Origin of the sequence: Devosia sp. LjRoot16 (genome assembly GCF_964252795.1) — a bacterium.
Lineage (GTDB): Bacteria > Pseudomonadota > Alphaproteobacteria > Rhizobiales > Devosiaceae > Devosia_A.
Genome location: NZ_CAXUPH020000003.1, coordinates 664,715 through 680,223, shown reverse-complemented (window position 1 = coordinate 680,223; position 15,509 = coordinate 664,715). Strand labels below are relative to the sequence as shown.

The following is a 15,509-nucleotide window of genomic DNA, read 5'->3' as shown; positions in this document are numbered from 1 at the left end:
AAATGGGTGGGCACTGTGGCCCCATCAAACTCGGTGTCATCCCAGCGAAGGCTGGGACCTCACGGCGAGGGCTCTGCCCTCGTCCGGCTTTCGCAGCCCGCGCCAGCCGATAGCTGGGTCCCAGCTTTCGCTGGGATGACAGCCGGTGGGGAAGGCGAGAGCGCGTCAAACCGATAGGTGTCGCGCCCCACGCCCTCGCTGGACCGCCCTACATCCGCACCGCGCCATGGTCGCCCACCGGCGGCTTCGCTCCGGTAATCGCGGCGGTGAGCATGAGGGCGGTGGCGGCCAGCTGGTTGGGGCCTTCCCAGATCTCGGCATTCTCCGGCGTCACCGTGAGCAATCGGATTTCCGGGTCGTCGGCGCTGTCCCACCAGGCTCTCGCGAAGGGCGTCCACAGCTCCTTGATCCGCGCGCGATCATTGCTGACCGCAGCCTGGCCGGTGATGGTGACATAGTCCTGCGCGTCGTGATCGGCGAAGGCGAGGGTGACGGTCGGGTATTTCTTCACCTGCTGCACCAGCGTGAGAGCCGGGGCGCCGGTGGCCTCGGCCAGGGTGGTGCCGCCGCTGACGCCGATGAGGAACTGGATCACGTCAGCATCGCGATCGACCGTGGCCGCAAGCGGGCGGATGCGCTGCTGCTCGCCATCCCAGCTGGTTAGGAGGGCAATGCGGATCTTCTCGGCGAGGTGCCAGGCCTTGTCGGTGAGCTCGGCGGGCGTGAGGCGATGTTCTTCATTGGCCATGATCGGCTCCTGTCGTTGCGATGACGAGGCAAACGGGCCAGGGGCCCGCGGAGTTGCCACCTGATGGCGAAGTGATCAGTAGCGGATCGGGCGGCGCCGCTTGATCTCGGCGATGCGCTCGGCATCGGCGTCGGCGCTGAGGTAGCGGCCGCGCTCGAGAATCTCGAGGGTGTATTCCCTGTAGGTCAGCCCCATCGCCTCGGCGCGGCGGGCGCGCATCACCGCGATATCGTAGGGCACGTCGTTGAAGGCCTTTTCGCTGGCGGCCTTCCACTCGAAATAGTTGCCGATGCCGTTATCGCCCCAGGGACGCGGGGAATCGTTCAACGGCGGGCCGCCGTTCGAGAGCGGGGCCTCGGGAGCCTCCGGGTCGTTGCGATCGTCTGTGTCTTGCCCGTCGAGGGGCTGGTCTTTCAGCATGACGCCATGTTCGGGCGGCGCGGCGACAAGATCAATGCAGTCGCGGTTATGGCTGCCATCAACCCTGCCGATGGCTCAGGCGCGGGTTTCGGCCCCGGTGACGGCGCCGAACAGCCGCTCGAGCAAGCCCTGGTCGCGGTGCCCCTCGCTCTCTTTCTTCAGCTGCACCAGCAGCGCGCTGGTGGCATCGAGCCGCTGGCAGGCGAGGGTGGCGACGTGCAGGGCGGCGATCGGGCTCTGCTCGAGCCAGCGCAGCCCATCCTCGATATGGCGCACTTCCACCGGGGTGAGGGCGGTGACGTTGGCCGAGTGATCGGCGCCGAGCAGGATGCTCATTTCGCCGACCAGGGTGCCGGGCTCGGAGATGCGCGCCACTTCGACGCCGTCGCGCTCGACCACCAGCCGGCCGGAGACGAGGATGAACAGCTCGCCGCGCGACTCGCCGGTCTCGATCAGCCGCTCGCCGCGCGCGAGGCTCACAGTCGGATAGGTATTGGTCAGCGCCAGCAGATTGGCCATGGTCGATCCCCCGTTTGACGGCAGGCTAGCGGCCCGGAGCGTGGCCGTCGAGTCGGTGCGACCGGGCGCCGTTGGGCAGCTAGTGGACGGTCACGGTGCCCTTCATCGAGGGGTGGATCTTGCAGATATAGGCATGCGCACCGGCGGCGCTGACGGTGACGGTGGCCCGCTTGCCGGTCGACAACCGGCCGGTGTCGAAGGCGCCGTCATTGGCGGTGGCGGTGTGCGGGGCGCTGTCCTGGTTGATGAAGGTGATGGTGTCGCCCGCGGCGACAGTGAGCTTGGCGGGTTTGAACTTGTGTCCCTCTATGGTGACGGTGTGCCCGGCCGCCTCGGCGGGCAGGACGCCGAGGGCGAGCCCGCCGATGATCAGCGGCACCGCCAGGGCAACGGCGAGGAACGAATTGCGCATGCGAGCCTCCTCCGGGATGGCCGATGAAGGCTAGGAGCCGGCAGGCGGTGGCGCAATGCGGGGTCACGGAGTGGTGAAGGCGCGGTGCCGGCTTCGACCTCTTCACCTCTCCTTCGGGGGACGCGGGAGCCCATTTTCACAGATAGCCAGAACATACTCGATGTCATCCCAGCGAAAGCTGGGACCCATCCAACCGCTGGCACGGGCTGCGCGTTGGGTCCCAGCTTTCGCTGGGATGACAGCCGGTGGGTGGTTCGATACCGAGTCAAACCCTCTACGCCGATGCAGTCTCGCGCTCGCGCAGCGCCCCGCCCACCCGTGCCCTCGCCAGAGCGGCAGGGTTGAAATCCCAACGAAGGGAGTGGACTCCGCGAAAACCTCTCGCCTAGAACAAATCAAGAACATACGCCGGAGACGCGCCATGCCCAGACACACCATTCCGCTCAACGGCCGCACCACGCGGCACACCAAGTTCACCCAGGACGAGGTGGAAGCGCTGCTGCAGAAGGGCTTTCGCTTCGCCATCTACCACCCCGCCGGCGACGAGTTCCGGCTGAGCTTGCCGCTGCAGACCATCGAGGATCGGGCCCACGGCACGCTGACCATCGAGCAGGGGTGAGCGGCTCAGTTGAGCCGTTCAGTCAGCGTCACGGCGATGGCGTCGCCGACGCGCTTGCCCAGCTGGTTACGTAGCTTCGCGGCGACCGGCAGCTTATGCGTGCCGTCGCCGAGCGCCATGAAGCTGGAGCGGAACGGCTTGCCATCCATGGTGCCCACGACCTTCACGAGGCTGCGGGTGCCGAAGAAGGCGACCGACTCGGGCCAGACCAGATAGGTCCAGCCGCCCTCGGCGGAACTCTGGACCAAAGTGGCCTCGAAGCTGGTGGGGAGAGTTGCTGCTGACATGATCGGCTCCTTTTCGCTTGCCTGACCTAATGTCGCGCGAGGGTGGGGGATTTCGACAGGGGGTGTGCGGGCGGCATCCGGTTGCCCGCGGCGGAGCGCCCTTGCCCGCGGGCTAGGTCGCTTGCAGGGGCCGGTGTTTGGGCTCAGCCCTGACCCACGCACCGGTGTCATCCCTGCGAAAGCTGGGACCCAACTCCCCACTGGTGCGGGCTGCGAAATGGGTCCCAGCTTTCGCTGGGATGACACCGAGTTTGGGGTGATCGCAGGTGGGTCAGTCCGTCAGTGAAACGCCCTAGCGGACCAGCATGACCTGCGAGAGCGGCAGGAATTTTGTGCCGCCTTCGGCTGGGGTGAGAACGTAGCCGCCCTGGTCGCAAAGGTTGACCCGGCCATCGCGCCGGCTCTCGCCGACACGAGCACTGACCGCGGCTGCGCACTCGCTGCCGGGAACGATGACGGTGAAGGTGACGCGCTTGCCCGCCCCGATCTGCTTGAAGCCGCTGACCTCGCCTCCTTTCACCTTGAAGCCGGTGATCGGCTTGGTCAGGTTGTTGTGCAGCGTAAAGGCGTGCTCGGCGGCAACCACCGGCAAAGCGGCGAAGGCGAGCAGGCCGGCGAGCGCGGCGCGAAGCGTGATGTGCATAAAATCCCCCAAGAATTGGCCGCACGTTATCGGCGCCGGGCATGGCCGTCGAGGGGGAGGTCCCCCGTCCGCAGCCCAGGAATGGGCGCAACAGCGATCGGGCCAGCGCGTTGTTGCGGCCGGCCCGATCGATCATTTGGCGACGACGCCGTCCAGCGCCTCGGAGTTGACCCAGCCGGTCAGGCGGCGGCCGGGTTGGCGCAGCGAGACCTGGCAATAGCCGGGCAGCTCGGTGCATTCGTGCAGCATCACCCGTTCGCCCTTGGCGAGTTGGCCGAACGGCCGATGTCCGGGGTTGCGGAAGATCGGCGTCGACCGCAGCACGGTGACTTCAGGGAAATCCTGCGCCACGGCAGGGGTGGCGAAAGAACCGGGCGCGACGAGCGTGGCGATCAAGGCGAGCGCGGCGGCCTGGCGTTTGCTGAGCATGGGGCCGGTCCCGTCACTGCGTGGAGACGGCGCCATCGAGCGCATCGGCGGCGACCCAGCCGCTGCGGGGATGCGGCCCTGCGAGCTGCCCGACCCGGCACCAGGTCGGCTTGCCCACGCATTCGTACAGTTTCAGCCGCTCACCCTTGGCGATGCCGGTGACCCGCCGGCCATCCGGCGGCGGCGCCCGCAGCAGGTCGGTGGCGCGGATAGCGGTGATTTCCGGGAAGGTCTGAGCGAAGGACGGGGCAGTCAAACAGGCGGCCGCAACGGCAAAAACCGTGACGCTAAGCTTTGGCAGCATTTGATGTTTTACCTCGCGTTGCGGGATGCAACGGGGCGAACATGGAAGTCATATGATGAATTGAGGATGAACCGAGTGTGGCAGGATTTCGGTGTACGTCTCAGTCAGGATTTTAGGCGATGCACTCTAATTCAACACCCGCGCCAGCAAGGATGTTGCTAACGCTTGGCGCATGTAGCGCAAAGATGGTTCGCCGACTATTCTGCCCGGAGGCGAAAATTGGGGGTAGGTATGCGCATAGAGAATCTGTCGATCCGAAATTTCAGGGGGATAGTTAGTGTCGATACCGGTGTTCTTGGTGATACAATTATCGTCGCAGGGCAAAATGGGTCCGGAAAGTCCTGCATCTTTGACGCGATCAGATTATTGAAATCCACCTATGGCGGATACCAACAGAACGAATTTCAGCAATTCTTCGGCGAGTTTCAGATACAACTTAACGCTGGCGTTCAAAACCTGAAGGGCCTGTTCAATGACCCCACAAAACCCGTCGTAATTCAGTGCAATTTTGCACTAAGGGACCGCGAGAAGATCTACGTTCAGGAACACGCGGCGGAACTCTTAGAAGAATCAATTTGGCAAACAGTGTTGCCGGAAGCATTTCAGTACGGCGGCTACAGCAAGGCTCTCTTTTCCAACCAGTTCCGTGAACGAAAGCCCGAAGTGATTGCCCGGGTACAGCAGGAGCTGCCGACGCTCCTGAACAACCTGGCTCTGCCGCAAATATCAGCGGCCGTTGTAATAAGTCCGAATGGTGAGGTGCAGATTACGCAATCAAGACTGCTGACGGTCCTGTTCACCAATTATCGCCCTGCCGACATTGGTGTTATTGATTTTCATGGAGCGCAGCGTCACTACGGTAGAGAGAATGTACAAGGTATCAATCTAAGCTTGGATCAGGCAAACCAAGTGCAAAGCCAGAGCACTCTTTACAACTACAACAACAAATACAACAACGTGAAGAGTGAAATGGCCGCCGGGTACATTCGGCAGATGTTGACAGAGCAAGCGATAGGAGGTGGCGGCGAAATTGACGTGTCCCTCAGCGATGCGATGAAAGAATTGTTTGCAACATTCTTCCCGGACAAGAAATTTATCGGACCCCGTGCGAACCGCAAAGGCGGCCTAGATTTTCCTGTGGGGACGCAATCGGGGAGCGAGCATGATCTGGACGAGTTAAGCGCGGGCGAGAAAGAAATACTCTACGGATATCTTCGCATCAGAAGTTGGGCGCCCAAAGATTCGATCATACTTCTGGACGAACCGGAGTTACATCTAAATCCAAGACTGATACGGGGACTTCCTGAGTTCTATCGTCAGAACCTAGGAGAGGCGTTATCGAATCAGCTATGGCTGGTGACTCACTCAGATGCACTAATTCGGGAGGCAGTTGGAAAGCCGGGTTACAACGTGTTCCACATGTTGCCCAGTGGGGCTGAGGGGGCCGACGTTTCCCAGCTAAGAGCTCTCACTGTGAATGGTGACCTCGACAGGGTGATGACCGACCTAGTCGGGGATCTAGCTGCGTATAGGCCGGGGGGGAAGGCCCTGATATTCGAGGGTGGTGGCGATACGGACTTTGACAAGACCCTGGTAGGGGCCCTGTTCGCACAGGAATTGCGCGGCATAAATCTTGTATCTGGAAGTAATAAGGGGAGGGTGCGCGCTCTGCATGAAATACTGGAGCGGGCATATGAGCGCGGCGATCTACCCACTAAATTCTTCGCAATTGTGGACGCCGACACTGATGGGCCAACCCAGGATGGCGGCGGTGTAAATCGGCACGTGTGGAACGTCTATCACGTCGAGAACTACCTCCTGATCGACGAGATGATCGCGTCGACGATTAATGCGATCAAGCCGGGAGCCACCTATGACGCTCAGCGAGCGGCTGATCGCCTAATGGCCGCTGCGAGAAACACCGTCGGAGGCGTACTGCGGCATCGCTTGAGGAGTTTCGCGAACGCCAAGATAGTTGGCGCGATCAATCTGTCATTCGATCCTTTGGCCCCAGCGATTGGCAATGAGCTTAGCAAGGCGATTGCTAGGACGTTCGAGAGACTAAAAGCGACAGTAGAAGTGGAGCTGACCGAAGCGGAGGTTGCCTCCCTCGAAGAGCAAATGAAGGGCGAGATCCAGCAGAGTTTCGTAGATGGTTCATGGCGACAAAGCTTACCAGGGCGGGAGATTCTCAAACAACTTGTGGACATCGAGGGACTGCCCGTTAGCTATGAGGTTTTCCGGAATCTTCTGGTAAATCGCATGGTCGAAGGTGGGGTAAAGCCCCAAGGCATGAAAGTGATTATCGACAAAGTGCTGGCTGCCTAGCTGCGCACTAGGCAGCTGCGAGACTCGGCTTGGGAGTTCATCTTCCCACGTTCCGGCGTCGGTCGGCTTGATCTTCAGGGTGCCCGAGCGGGGGCACGGAACCGTCAAGCCGCTCGTAAGCCGGGCGGGGCCTGGCTTCGAGAAAGCGTGAGAACCTTTCTGAGTGAAGCTTTCATGGCCCACTCACCCAAAATTGCTCCAGTGGAGCGATTTTTTGCCGTTGAACGTGCTAGTCCACCCCACCCTCCAACACATCCAACTCCATCTCGCGCAACCGCTTCACCTCATCCCGCAACCGCGCCGCCTTCTCGAACTCCAGGTTCGTCGCCGCCTCGCGCATCTCGCGTTCCAGGTCCTTGATGACCGCGGCCAGGTTCGCCCCGGCCTGGACCTTTTCCTTGCCGCTCTTGTCCTTGCCGATCGAGACGGTGACGTGGTCCTGTTCGTAGATGCTGTCGACGATTTCCTTGATGTTGGATTTCACCGATTGCGGGGTGATGCCGTTGGCGACGTTGTAGGCGGTCTGCTTCTCGCGGCGGCGGGTGGTTTCGGCCATGGCGCGTTCCATGGAGCCGGTGATGTTGTCGGCGTAGAGGATGACCTTGCCGTCGACGTTACGGGCGGCGCGGCCGATGGTCTGGATCAGTGAGGTCTCGGAGCGCAAAAACCCTTCCTTGTCGGCATCGAGGATGGCGACAAGGGCGCATTCGGGGATGTCGAGACCTTCGCGCAACAGGTTGATGCCGACCAGCACATCGAAGGCGCCTAGGCGGAGATCCCTGATGATCTCGATGCGCTCGATGGTGTCGATGTCGGAGTGCATGTAGCGCACCCGAATACCCTGCTCGTGCATGTATTCGGTGAGGTCTTCGGCCATGCGCTTGGTGAGCACGGTGACCAGCGTGCGGTAGCCGGCCTTCGACACCTGTCGGATCTCGTCGACCACGTCGTCGACCTGGGTTTTGGCTGGCCGGATCTCGACCGGCGGATCGATCAGGCCGGTGGGGCGGATGACCTGCTCGGCGAACACGCCGTTGGCCTGCTCCATTTCCCAGGCGCCGGGGGTGGCCGAGACATAGACAGTCTGCGGGCGCATGGCGTTCCACTCCTCGAAGCGGAGCGGGCGGTTGTCCATGGCGGAGGGCAGGCGGAAGCCGTATTCGGCCAGCGTCGCCTTGCGGCGCAGGTCGCCGCGATACATGGCGCCGAGCTGGCCGACGGTGACGTGGCTTTCGTCGATGAACACCAGGGCGTTGTCGGGCAGGTATTCGAACAGGGTCGGTGGCGGCTCGCCCGGCTTGCGGCCGGAGAAGTAGCGCGAATAGTTCTCGATGCCGGCGCAGGAGCCGGTGGCTTCCATCATTTCGAGATCGAACAGGGTGCGCTGTTCCAGCCGCTGCGCTTCGAGGAAGCGGCCGGCGCCGTTCAGCTCCTGCAGGCGGGCAGCGAGCTCCTTGCGGATCTCCTTGATGGCGCCGGTGAGGGTGGCGCGCGGCGTCACATAGTGGCTGTTGGCGAAGATGCGGACACTGAGCAGGTCGGAGGATTTCTTGCCGGTCAGCGGATCGAACTCGGCGATCGACTCGATCTCGTTGCCGAACAGGGTGATGCGCCAGGCGGCATCCTCATAGTGGGCCGGGAACAGCTCCACCGTATCGCCGCGCACCCGGAACGTGCCGCGGACGAAGCCGGTGTCGCCGCGCTTATATTGCAGCTGGCTGAGCGAGCGCAGCAGCTCCTGGTGGTCGACCTTCTGGCCCTTGCGGAGATCGAAGGTCATGGCGGTGTAGTCTTCCACCGAGCCGATACCGTAGATGCAGGAGACCGAGGCGACGATGATGACATCGTCGCGTTCGAGCAGGGCGCGCGTCGCCGAGTGGCGCATGCGGTCGATCTGCTCGTTGATGGTCGATTCCTTCTCGATATAGGTGTCGGTCCGCGGCACATAGGCCTCGGGCTGGTAGTAGTCGTAGTAGGAAACGAAATACTCGACGGCGTTGTCGGGGAAGAACGACTTCATCTCGCCATAGAGCTGGGCGGCCAGCGTCTTGTTGGGCGCGAGGATCAGCGCCGGGCGCTGGGTGCGCATGATGGTCTGCGCCGCGGTAAAGGTCTTGCCGGAGCCGGTGACGCCGAGCAGCACCTGGTCGGTCTCGCCGTTGTCGACGCCCTCGACCAGGTCGGCGATGGCGGTGGGCTGGTCGCCGCGCGGCTCGTAGCTGGTGACCAGCTTGAACGGCACGCCGCCTTCGGATTTGTCGCGCGGGGCAGGGCGGTGGGGCTTCCACTCCTTGTTGCCCTCCACCTCCTTGCGGCCGTGCAGGATGATATCCTCGAGCGCCTTCACCGTGGCGGAGATGCCGACTGTCTGCGCGCCGGCCAGCGACTGGCCGGGCATGTTCTTCGCCCTGACCTTCTTCTTCGAGGTCTCGAGCGCTTCGCGCAGCTGCTCCATGACCTCGGGGTCTTTCGCCGCCTGGCGCGAGATATCGCGGGCCGTGACGTGACCGGAGGGCAGGTGGCCGAAGCCGGCCTGGTCCGACTCGCCCATGCCGCCGAAGTCCGGACGATCGACCGAGTTGGCCTTGGACTTGGGAGCCTTGAGCTGCATGCCGGTGGCGGCGGAGCGGGCCGTCTTTTTCGGCTTTTCCTGCGCCAGCGGGCCATCGGCCTTTTTGATCAGGGGTTGGGGCGTCAGCGGCTGGATGCCGGTACCGGCAGCTTCGGCGGCGCGGCGGGCGGCGTTGTCGAGGGCGCGCTTGTTTTTCAGCCGCTCCTGCGGCAGCCGCTTGTTCAGGCGCTCGTCCTCGGCCTTCTCGATCTCACCGAGGAAGTCATCGATGGAGAAGTCGGAAACCGGCTTTTTCGGGGGCATGGCGGACTCTCGGCGTTTGGTTCACTTGGCGCCCCGCGATAGGAGCGCGGGCGGTGCGCAGCCAGCACCATAGATAGGTGTGCTGTCAGAATCTGTCAGTGTTGTCGTGGTGCACGTCAATATAGGGCGTGGCGAACGGAAAGGGAACAGGTGCGTGCGCGCGGAGGCCACTGGATCCAGCCACAGCCGCGATGTCACCTCCCCCTTGACGGGGGAGGCAAGCGAAGCTTGGGAGCGACAGCGAGCTAGCGCAGCTCGGAGGGGGTGCGCGGGGGGCTCGATGCGTGCGGCCAGGCTCTTTGACGTGGAGCCCCACACTCGGTGGTGGTTCCCAGACCAGGATTGATCGGCCGCAGGCACCGAGGCTCCGCACACCCCCTCCGAGCTGCGCTAGCTCGCTTACGCTCGCAAGCTTCGCTTGCCTCCCCCGTCGAGGGGGAGGTGGGCATCGAGCTTGTGGCTGGATCCGGCCCAGTAATGCGATTGGGACCGCTACCATTGGATGTGTCGCTGCGGGCGATTTGCCCTTTCCCATGCCTCCGCACGACGCCAAGAATACTCTCCCGAGGGGGAGCTATGGATTCGCGGCTGTATTGGCTGGCGCTGGCGGCATTTGTCGGGGCCATTGAAGGGGGCCTGATCGCCGGATTGTTGCCGCTGATCGGCGCCGACCTCGGGGTGAGCCTGGGGCAGGCGGGGCTGGTGGTGCTGTTCTATTCGCTGGCCTATGCGTTCGGCCCGCCGCTGCTGGCGCTGCTGCTCGGCGGGGTGGGGCGGCGGCGCATTCTCGCCGGCGCCGAGTTCGGCTTTGCGCTCTGCGCGCTGCTGATCGTGCTCTCCACTACGTTCGAAGCCCTGGTCGTGGTGCGGACGGCGCTGGCGGTGGTGGCGGGGACCTATACCGGCACCGCGATGGCGACAGCGGCGATGATTGCACCGTATGGCAAGCGCGGCCGCTACATGCAGGTGATCAGCATGGGGCAGGCGATCGCGGCGCTGGCCGGCGTGCCGCTCGGCGCGTGGATCGCGGCGCAGTTCGGCTGGCGCGTCGTCTATGTGATGCTGGCGATCATGGCCGGGCTGGCGGCGACGGCGCTCTATATGCGGCTGCCGCGTGGCATGCTGGGCGATACGCTGAGCATTCGCGACCGGCTGCGGGTGCTGCGCAACCCCGGCGTGGGCCGCGCGCTGCTCTCGACCCTGTTGTTCATGATCGGCTCGTCGCCGCTGATCGTCTATATCGGCGCGCTGATGGCGGCGGTCGGCGTCGGCTACGAAACACTGCCGCTGGTGCTGCTGGCCGGCGGCATCGGCGCCATCGCCTGCAGCGCCACCGCCGGCCGGATGTCGGATCGGTTCGGCAGCGGCCGGACAGCGACGATCGCCGGGCTGGCGGTGATCGTGGTGATGGCGGTGTTTTTCGGCCTCTCCTATGTGCCGCCGGCCTTCGCCCTGCCGGCGCTGATGCTGACGGTCGGCGCACAGGGTTTCGTCGGCCGCACCTATTCGATCGCGGTGGCCAGCCACATGGCGCAGATCGCGCCGGGCGCCGTGCCGGTGGCGATCTCGCTCAATATGTCCGCCTTCATGATCGGCATGGCGGTGGCAGCGGCCTTAGGAGGCATCGTGCTCGACAGCTGGGGCTCCATGGCCCTGCCGCTGATCGGCATCCCCCTGGTCGCCCTGGCGCTGATCGTGTGGCGTTCGGTGCCGGAAGGGCCACGCGAGCGGATGGACGAGGAGGGGTCGTAAGGGGGGGCGAGGCGGCTTGGTTGTGTTTCCACTGGCGGTGCCATCAACGCCCCCTAGGAGGGGAGAGGGGACGCGAGACATCCGCCGGTGCCAAACAGCGCCGGACCGGGCGTCTTCGCTCAGCTGGTCGGCACCTCAACAAACCGCGCCAGCTGTTCGATCACGGTACCCCAGCCGTCGTAGAAGCCGAGTTCGGCGTGCTTGTCGCGCGTGGCGCGGTCGGAATGCATGACGCGGGCCGCGTACTGCGTGCCGCCATTCACCTCGTCGAGGGTGATTTCGGCTGTGATGAAGCTATTGGGCGCCGGGCGGAAGCCGGCGAGCAGGGCATCGGTGAAGATGAGGCGGCGCTGCGGTTCGACGATCAGGAAGCAGGCGTTCATGTGTGGGGCAAAGGGCTGGCCGGCTTCGCTGATCTCGGTGACCAGTGGGCCGCCGGGCACGGCTTCGAAGCGGACCGCCCGGCACTTGGCCGGCTCGGGCACCCACCATTGCTCGAACTGCCGCGGCAGCGTCCAGGCATCCCAGACGGCGGCGCGCGGCGCCCGGATGAAGCGCTCGATGGTCAGGTCGCGTTCGGGGTCGAACATCTCGGTCATGTCTTGTCCCTGGTGACGAAGGCCTCGAGCCGGTCGGTACGCCCGCTCCACAGCCGGCGCTGCTGATCCAGCCAGCTGTCGACCAGCGCGAACGTGCCCTTTTCGAGGGTGCAGGTGCGCACCCGGCCGGTTTTCGCGGTGCGGATCAGGCCGCTCTGCTCGAGCGCGGTGATGTGCTTCATGAACGAGGGCAGGGCCATGTCGAACGGTTTGGCCAGTTCGCCCACGCCGGCCGGGCCGCCGCCGAGGCGCTGCAGGATGGTCCGCCGTGTCGGATCGGCGAGGGCCTGGAAAATCCCGTCGAGTTGCTCGGTGCCCGTATGCATTGGCGACGACTAGCATCGGCTAATGCTTAGCGCAATGGCTAAGTGTTTACCGCCGACAACACTTAGCCGTTGCGCTAAGTGTTGTCGGTTGATAGTTAGCCAAAAGGCATAGTGTTTCTCACTCGGAGTTCGAAAAATGAAGCTGGTGGTCATGACCTTCGTATCGCTGGACGGCGTCTACCAGGGGCCGGGCAGCCCGGACGAGGACCGCAGCGACGGCTTTTCGCGCGGCGGCTGGTTCGTGCCCTACATGGAACAGGGCTTTCTCGATCAGGCGCGCAGCTGGCTGGAGCAGGCCGATGGCCTGCTGCTCGGGCGGCGGACCTATGAGAGCTTTGCGCGCGACTGGCCGGAGATGAACAAGCCGGATGACGCCATCGGGCTGATGATGAACCGGCTGCCGAAATACGTGGCCTCGACGACGCTCGGCGCAACTCCGTGGGGGCCGGCGACGGTGCTGCGCGGCGATGTGCTCAAGGAGATCGCATCGCTGAAGGCGCGGGATGGCGGTGAGCTGCAGGTGCATGGCAGTGGCAGCCTTGCCGGGTCGCTGCTGGCGGCGGGGCTGGTCGATGAGCTGCGGCTGGTGGTGGCGCCGGTGATTGTCGGGGCCGGGCACAAGCTGTTTGCACGGGATGGCGTGGCGACGGCGATGCAGGCGCTGCGCAACGACACGACGCCGGGCGGGCTCAACATCCAGGTGTTCGAACGGGTGGGCGAGGCGAAATACGAGACGTTCCAGCGGCCTTAGGGACTTGAAGATCGGGCGCAGGATTTGACCACCCATCGGTGTCATCCCAGCGAAAGCTGGGACCCATCTATCGGCTGGCGCGGGCTGTGAGTTGGGTCCCAGCTTTCGCTGGGATGACGGCCGGTGGGGAGGTGAGGCCGTGGGCCCATCTCGGGTCCGTTTGCGGCTCTCACAGAGCTCTACCCAGCGATAGCCCTAACAGGCTCGACATTGCCGCCAAAGCTGCGCACCCGGGTGCGATACTCCGCCAACGCGGTGTCGAATTCGGTGGGGCCGAAGTCGGGCCATTTCACCCGGGTGAAGTAGAGCTCGGCCTGGGCGCATTCCCACAGCATGAAATCGGAGAGCCGCTGGTCGCCGCCGGTGCGGATGAGGAAATCGACATCCTCGGTGCCGAGTTCGGCGGCGATCGCCTCGGGTCCCGCCGCCGCGGCGGCGAGGATGGCGTCGCGGGCGGAGTAATCGATGGCGACGCGCAGATGCAGGCCGGTGCAGGCGGCGGTGCTGCGTTCGGCGGCGGCGATGGCTTTCACCAGGCCGAGCGGCAGGCGGTCGCGGCGGCCAAGAATGGAAATGCGGACATTGGCGTCGCGCAGTTGGCGCGCCTCGACGAGCAGGAAATGCCGCAGCAGCGCCATCATGCCGGCGACTTCGGCCTCGGAGCGGCGCCAGTTATAGGTGGAGAAGGCGTAGAGCGACAGCGCGCCGATATCGCGCGCAATGGCCGAGCGGACGATGGCGCGCACGGTATCGGCGCCGACCTGATGGCCGGCCGGGCGAGGCAGGCCCCGCGCCTCGGCCCAGCGGCCATTGCCGTCCATGATGATGGCGACGTGGAGTTTGTGGTCGGGAGTGGTTTGCATTGTAAACCTCTTGGACATCGGTTGAGCGGATATGAATTGGTCAGGCATCGGTTACGAATTGGCAGTGGTCGACGGAGAGAGACGGCCCCCTCCCTCGCCATTCGAGCATAGCTCTCATGGCCTTCTCGCCTCAAATCGCTCCACTGGAGCGATTTGCCCTTCGGGACGGTTCGAAGTCCCCCATGAAGGGGGAGGTGCCCCGCCGGTTCATTGGGCACAATCGAAGACGAAGCCTCGACTCTTCACCTCCCCCTTTATGGGGGAGGCCGGGAGGGGGCCGTCTGCTTCAGTCAGCACCTCAAGCCACCTGCGGTTTCCCCGGCGCAGCCTGCTCAGCCCTTGCCGAGGCGTCGCGGACGACGCGTTCGAGCACCGAGAGATAGTCGAGAAAGCGCTGGCGGCCGGCGGGGGTGAGGCGGATTTCGGTCAGCGGGCGGTTACCGGTGTAGCCCTTGTGAATGTCGACCAGGCCGGCTTCCTGCAGCACGGCGAGGTGGCGGCTGAGATTGCCCTGGGTGAGGCCGCAGAGGCGCAGCAGGTCGTTGAAGGCGAGGCCGTCGGGCCGGCTGACCAGGGAGGTGAGGATGCCGAGGCGGGCCTTCTCGTGGATGACGCGGTCGAGCCCGTCATAAGCGAACGGGGCATCGGGCTCAGCGGACATTGGCGGCCTCCGAGGCGCGGTGGACGATGCCGGCGATCAGCAACTGGCCGACAGCGAAGGGCAGGCCCATGTGCCAGGGCGAGAGGGTTTGGTCCCCGGCGGCGAAGAGCAGCACGGTGAAGCCTGACAGCAGGTACCAGGCGCCGGCCAGCGCGATGGCGCGCGGCAGCGAGCGGACGGCGGCAAAAATGCCGAGGCTGACGAGGATCAGCCACAGGCCGGGGACCAGCCACAGCTGCTCGGGCGCGAAGCGGGCGAAGAAGGCGAGCAGCGCCGCGCCGGCGACGCCTGCCGGTACGAAGTTCAGCACCGCCTCGCGGATCATCTGGTCGGCGAGGCCGGCATGGTGGCGCTGGGCCCGGCGCAGCATCTCGGCGCCGATCAGTGCGACGGCGACAATGGCGGTGAGCACCCAGCCGGTGAAGTAGGCCATGGGCTCAGCGGCGCCCGGCAGCACCGACTGCAGCGCCGCAACGGCGAAGGCGAGGAGGCCCGAGGTGGCGAGGGCGGCCGGACCGAGGCCGAGGAACTCGCTCGACTGGGCGAGGCGCGACTTGATCTCGACGATATCGGCGAGGGCTTTGTCGAGGTCGGACATGGCCGGTGACTCTGGTTTGTGACGCAAACCAGATTGGGACGCAAATTGCGGCGGGTGTATGGCGTGGAGTCGGGAACCGTGCGGTCACAGGCGCCGCTGTGAAGCGCGGTGCATTCGTGGTAATTTGTCGGGTGCCTCTGGGCTCCCCGCCTCGTGGCACGACGCCAGGAGCTTTCCAGCTCCCGGCGTTCTAGGTGACTGCTCGGACCCCGATGCCGCCATGCGTCGGGGTCCACCTATTGATAGCGGATCGTTCCGGCAATTCCGCTGACATCGGACGGCCGCTTGCGGCCGTTGCGGGCGGACGGCAAGCGGCCGCCGCGAGCGGATCGGCAAGAGGCCACCGCGACACTGGCCCTGCTGCCCCGTTCCGTG

The 15,509-nt window shown here is 64.6% G+C and carries 17 protein-coding genes and 1 pseudogene; 4 read left to right on the top strand and 14 right to left on the bottom strand.

What is annotated here, in order from left to right; all coding sequences use genetic code 11:
* Positions 1 to 208 precede the first annotated feature (208 nt).
* The 4 genes from ACSQ23_RS17760 to ACSQ23_RS17745 all read right to left on the bottom strand — a co-directional run bounded on the left by ACSQ23_RS17760 (position 209) and on the right by ACSQ23_RS17745 (position 2,099).
* On the bottom strand, positions 209 to 748 hold the full coding sequence (locus ACSQ23_RS17760; RefSeq protein ID WP_436091400.1) for a pyridoxamine 5'-phosphate oxidase family protein: 540 nt from the start codon (positions 746 to 748) through the stop codon (positions 209 to 211).
* Positions 749 to 823: 75 nt separating this feature from the next.
* Positions 824 to 1,075: a hypothetical protein gene (locus tag ACSQ23_RS17755; RefSeq protein WP_055881271.1), complete on the bottom strand. Its 252-nt coding sequence runs from the start codon at positions 1,073 to 1,075 to the stop codon at positions 824 to 826.
* Between the two features lie 168 nt (positions 1,076 to 1,243).
* A complete protein-coding gene (locus tag ACSQ23_RS17750; RefSeq protein WP_055880647.1) occupies positions 1,244 to 1,687 on the bottom strand; it encodes a Crp/Fnr family transcriptional regulator in 444 nt (147 codons plus the stop codon).
* 79 nt (positions 1,688 to 1,766) lie between these two features.
* Positions 1,767 to 2,099 carry a cupredoxin domain-containing protein gene (locus ACSQ23_RS17745; protein ID WP_436091399.1) on the bottom strand — a complete coding sequence of 111 codons (333 nt, stop codon included), beginning with the start codon at positions 2,097 to 2,099 and terminating at the stop codon, positions 1,767 to 1,769.
* 421 nt (positions 2,100 to 2,520) lie between these two features.
* Here ACSQ23_RS17745 and ACSQ23_RS17740 point away from each other — a divergent pair, with 421 nt between their 5' ends.
* On the top strand, positions 2,521 to 2,718 hold the full coding sequence (locus ACSQ23_RS17740; protein ID WP_436091398.1) for a hypothetical protein: 198 nt from the start codon (positions 2,521 to 2,523) through the stop codon (positions 2,716 to 2,718).
* A gap of 5 nt (positions 2,719 to 2,723) precedes the next feature.
* On the opposite strand, the gene ACSQ23_RS17735 is transcribed toward ACSQ23_RS17740, so the two are convergent.
* From ACSQ23_RS17735 to ACSQ23_RS17720, 4 genes are all read right to left on the bottom strand, one after another.
* On the bottom strand, positions 2,724 to 3,005 hold the full coding sequence (locus ACSQ23_RS17735; RefSeq protein WP_436091397.1) for a DUF1905 domain-containing protein: 282 nt from the start codon (positions 3,003 to 3,005) through the stop codon (positions 2,724 to 2,726).
* Positions 3,006 to 3,297: 292 nt separating this feature from the next.
* Positions 3,298 to 3,648 (bottom strand): hypothetical protein, encoded by a 351-nt coding sequence (locus ACSQ23_RS17730; protein ID WP_436091396.1) that lies wholly within the window; start codon positions 3,646 to 3,648, stop codon positions 3,298 to 3,300.
* 132 nt (positions 3,649 to 3,780) lie between these two features.
* A complete protein-coding gene (locus ACSQ23_RS17725; RefSeq protein ID WP_436091395.1) occupies positions 3,781 to 4,077 on the bottom strand; it encodes a hypothetical protein in 297 nt (98 codons plus the stop codon).
* A gap of 13 nt (positions 4,078 to 4,090) precedes the next feature.
* Positions 4,091 to 4,381, bottom strand: a complete 291-nt coding sequence (locus ACSQ23_RS17720) for a hypothetical protein (protein ID WP_436091394.1) — start codon at positions 4,379 to 4,381, stop codon at positions 4,091 to 4,093.
* 231 nt (positions 4,382 to 4,612) lie between these two features.
* Here ACSQ23_RS17720 and ACSQ23_RS17715 point away from each other — a divergent pair, with 231 nt between their 5' ends.
* The gene (locus ACSQ23_RS17715; RefSeq protein WP_436091393.1) at positions 4,613 to 6,709 is read left to right on the top strand and encodes an AAA family ATPase; all 2,097 of its coding nucleotides are present in this window, start codon (positions 4,613 to 4,615) and stop codon (positions 6,707 to 6,709) included.
* A 256-nt stretch (positions 6,710 to 6,965) separates the two neighbouring features.
* Here ACSQ23_RS17715 and uvrB read toward each other — a convergent pair.
* Positions 6,966 to 9,320 (bottom strand): annotated as a pseudogene (uvrB, locus tag ACSQ23_RS17710) (excinuclease ABC subunit UvrB); the annotation flags it as partial.
* A gap of 840 nt (positions 9,321 to 10,160) precedes the next feature.
* On the opposite strand from uvrB, the gene ACSQ23_RS17705 reads away from it, so the two are divergent.
* Positions 10,161 to 11,336, top strand: coding sequence for an MFS transporter (locus tag ACSQ23_RS17705; RefSeq protein WP_436091392.1), 1,176 nt, complete (start codon positions 10,161 to 10,163; stop codon positions 11,334 to 11,336).
* A gap of 119 nt (positions 11,337 to 11,455) precedes the next feature.
* Here ACSQ23_RS17705 and ACSQ23_RS17700 read toward each other — a convergent pair whose 3' ends face one another.
* Together ACSQ23_RS17700 and ACSQ23_RS17695 are read right to left on the bottom strand one after the other, a co-directional pair.
* On the bottom strand, positions 11,456 to 11,935 hold the full coding sequence (locus ACSQ23_RS17700; RefSeq protein WP_436091391.1) for an SRPBCC domain-containing protein: 480 nt from the start codon (positions 11,933 to 11,935) through the stop codon (positions 11,456 to 11,458).
* Complete coding sequence (locus tag ACSQ23_RS17695; protein ID WP_436091390.1) at positions 11,932 to 12,261, bottom strand: ArsR/SmtB family transcription factor; 330 nt, start codon at positions 12,259 to 12,261, stop codon at positions 11,932 to 11,934. Before ACSQ23_RS17695 ends, ACSQ23_RS17700 begins: the two co-directional genes overlap by 4 nt.
* 136 nt (positions 12,262 to 12,397) lie before the next feature.
* Here ACSQ23_RS17695 and ACSQ23_RS17690 point away from each other — a divergent pair, with 136 nt between their 5' ends.
* Complete coding sequence (locus ACSQ23_RS17690; protein WP_436091389.1) at positions 12,398 to 13,012, top strand: dihydrofolate reductase family protein; 615 nt, start codon at positions 12,398 to 12,400, stop codon at positions 13,010 to 13,012.
* A gap of 179 nt (positions 13,013 to 13,191) precedes the next feature.
* Here the strand turns inward: ACSQ23_RS17690 and uppS are convergent, their stop codons facing one another.
* From uppS to ACSQ23_RS17675, 3 genes are all read right to left on the bottom strand, one after another.
* Complete coding sequence (gene uppS, locus ACSQ23_RS17685; RefSeq protein ID WP_436091388.1) at positions 13,192 to 13,875, bottom strand: polyprenyl diphosphate synthase; 684 nt, start codon at positions 13,873 to 13,875, stop codon at positions 13,192 to 13,194.
* Positions 13,876 to 14,173: 298 nt separating this feature from the next.
* A complete protein-coding gene (locus tag ACSQ23_RS17680) occupies positions 14,174 to 14,536 on the bottom strand; it encodes a transcriptional regulator (RefSeq protein WP_055880611.1) in 363 nt (120 codons plus the stop codon).
* On the bottom strand, positions 14,526 to 15,134 hold the full coding sequence (locus ACSQ23_RS17675; RefSeq protein ID WP_055880610.1) for a hypothetical protein: 609 nt from the start codon (positions 15,132 to 15,134) through the stop codon (positions 14,526 to 14,528). The genes ACSQ23_RS17680 and ACSQ23_RS17675 overlap by 11 nt, the downstream gene beginning before the upstream one ends.
* Between the last annotated feature and the right edge of the window lie 375 nt (positions 15,135 to 15,509).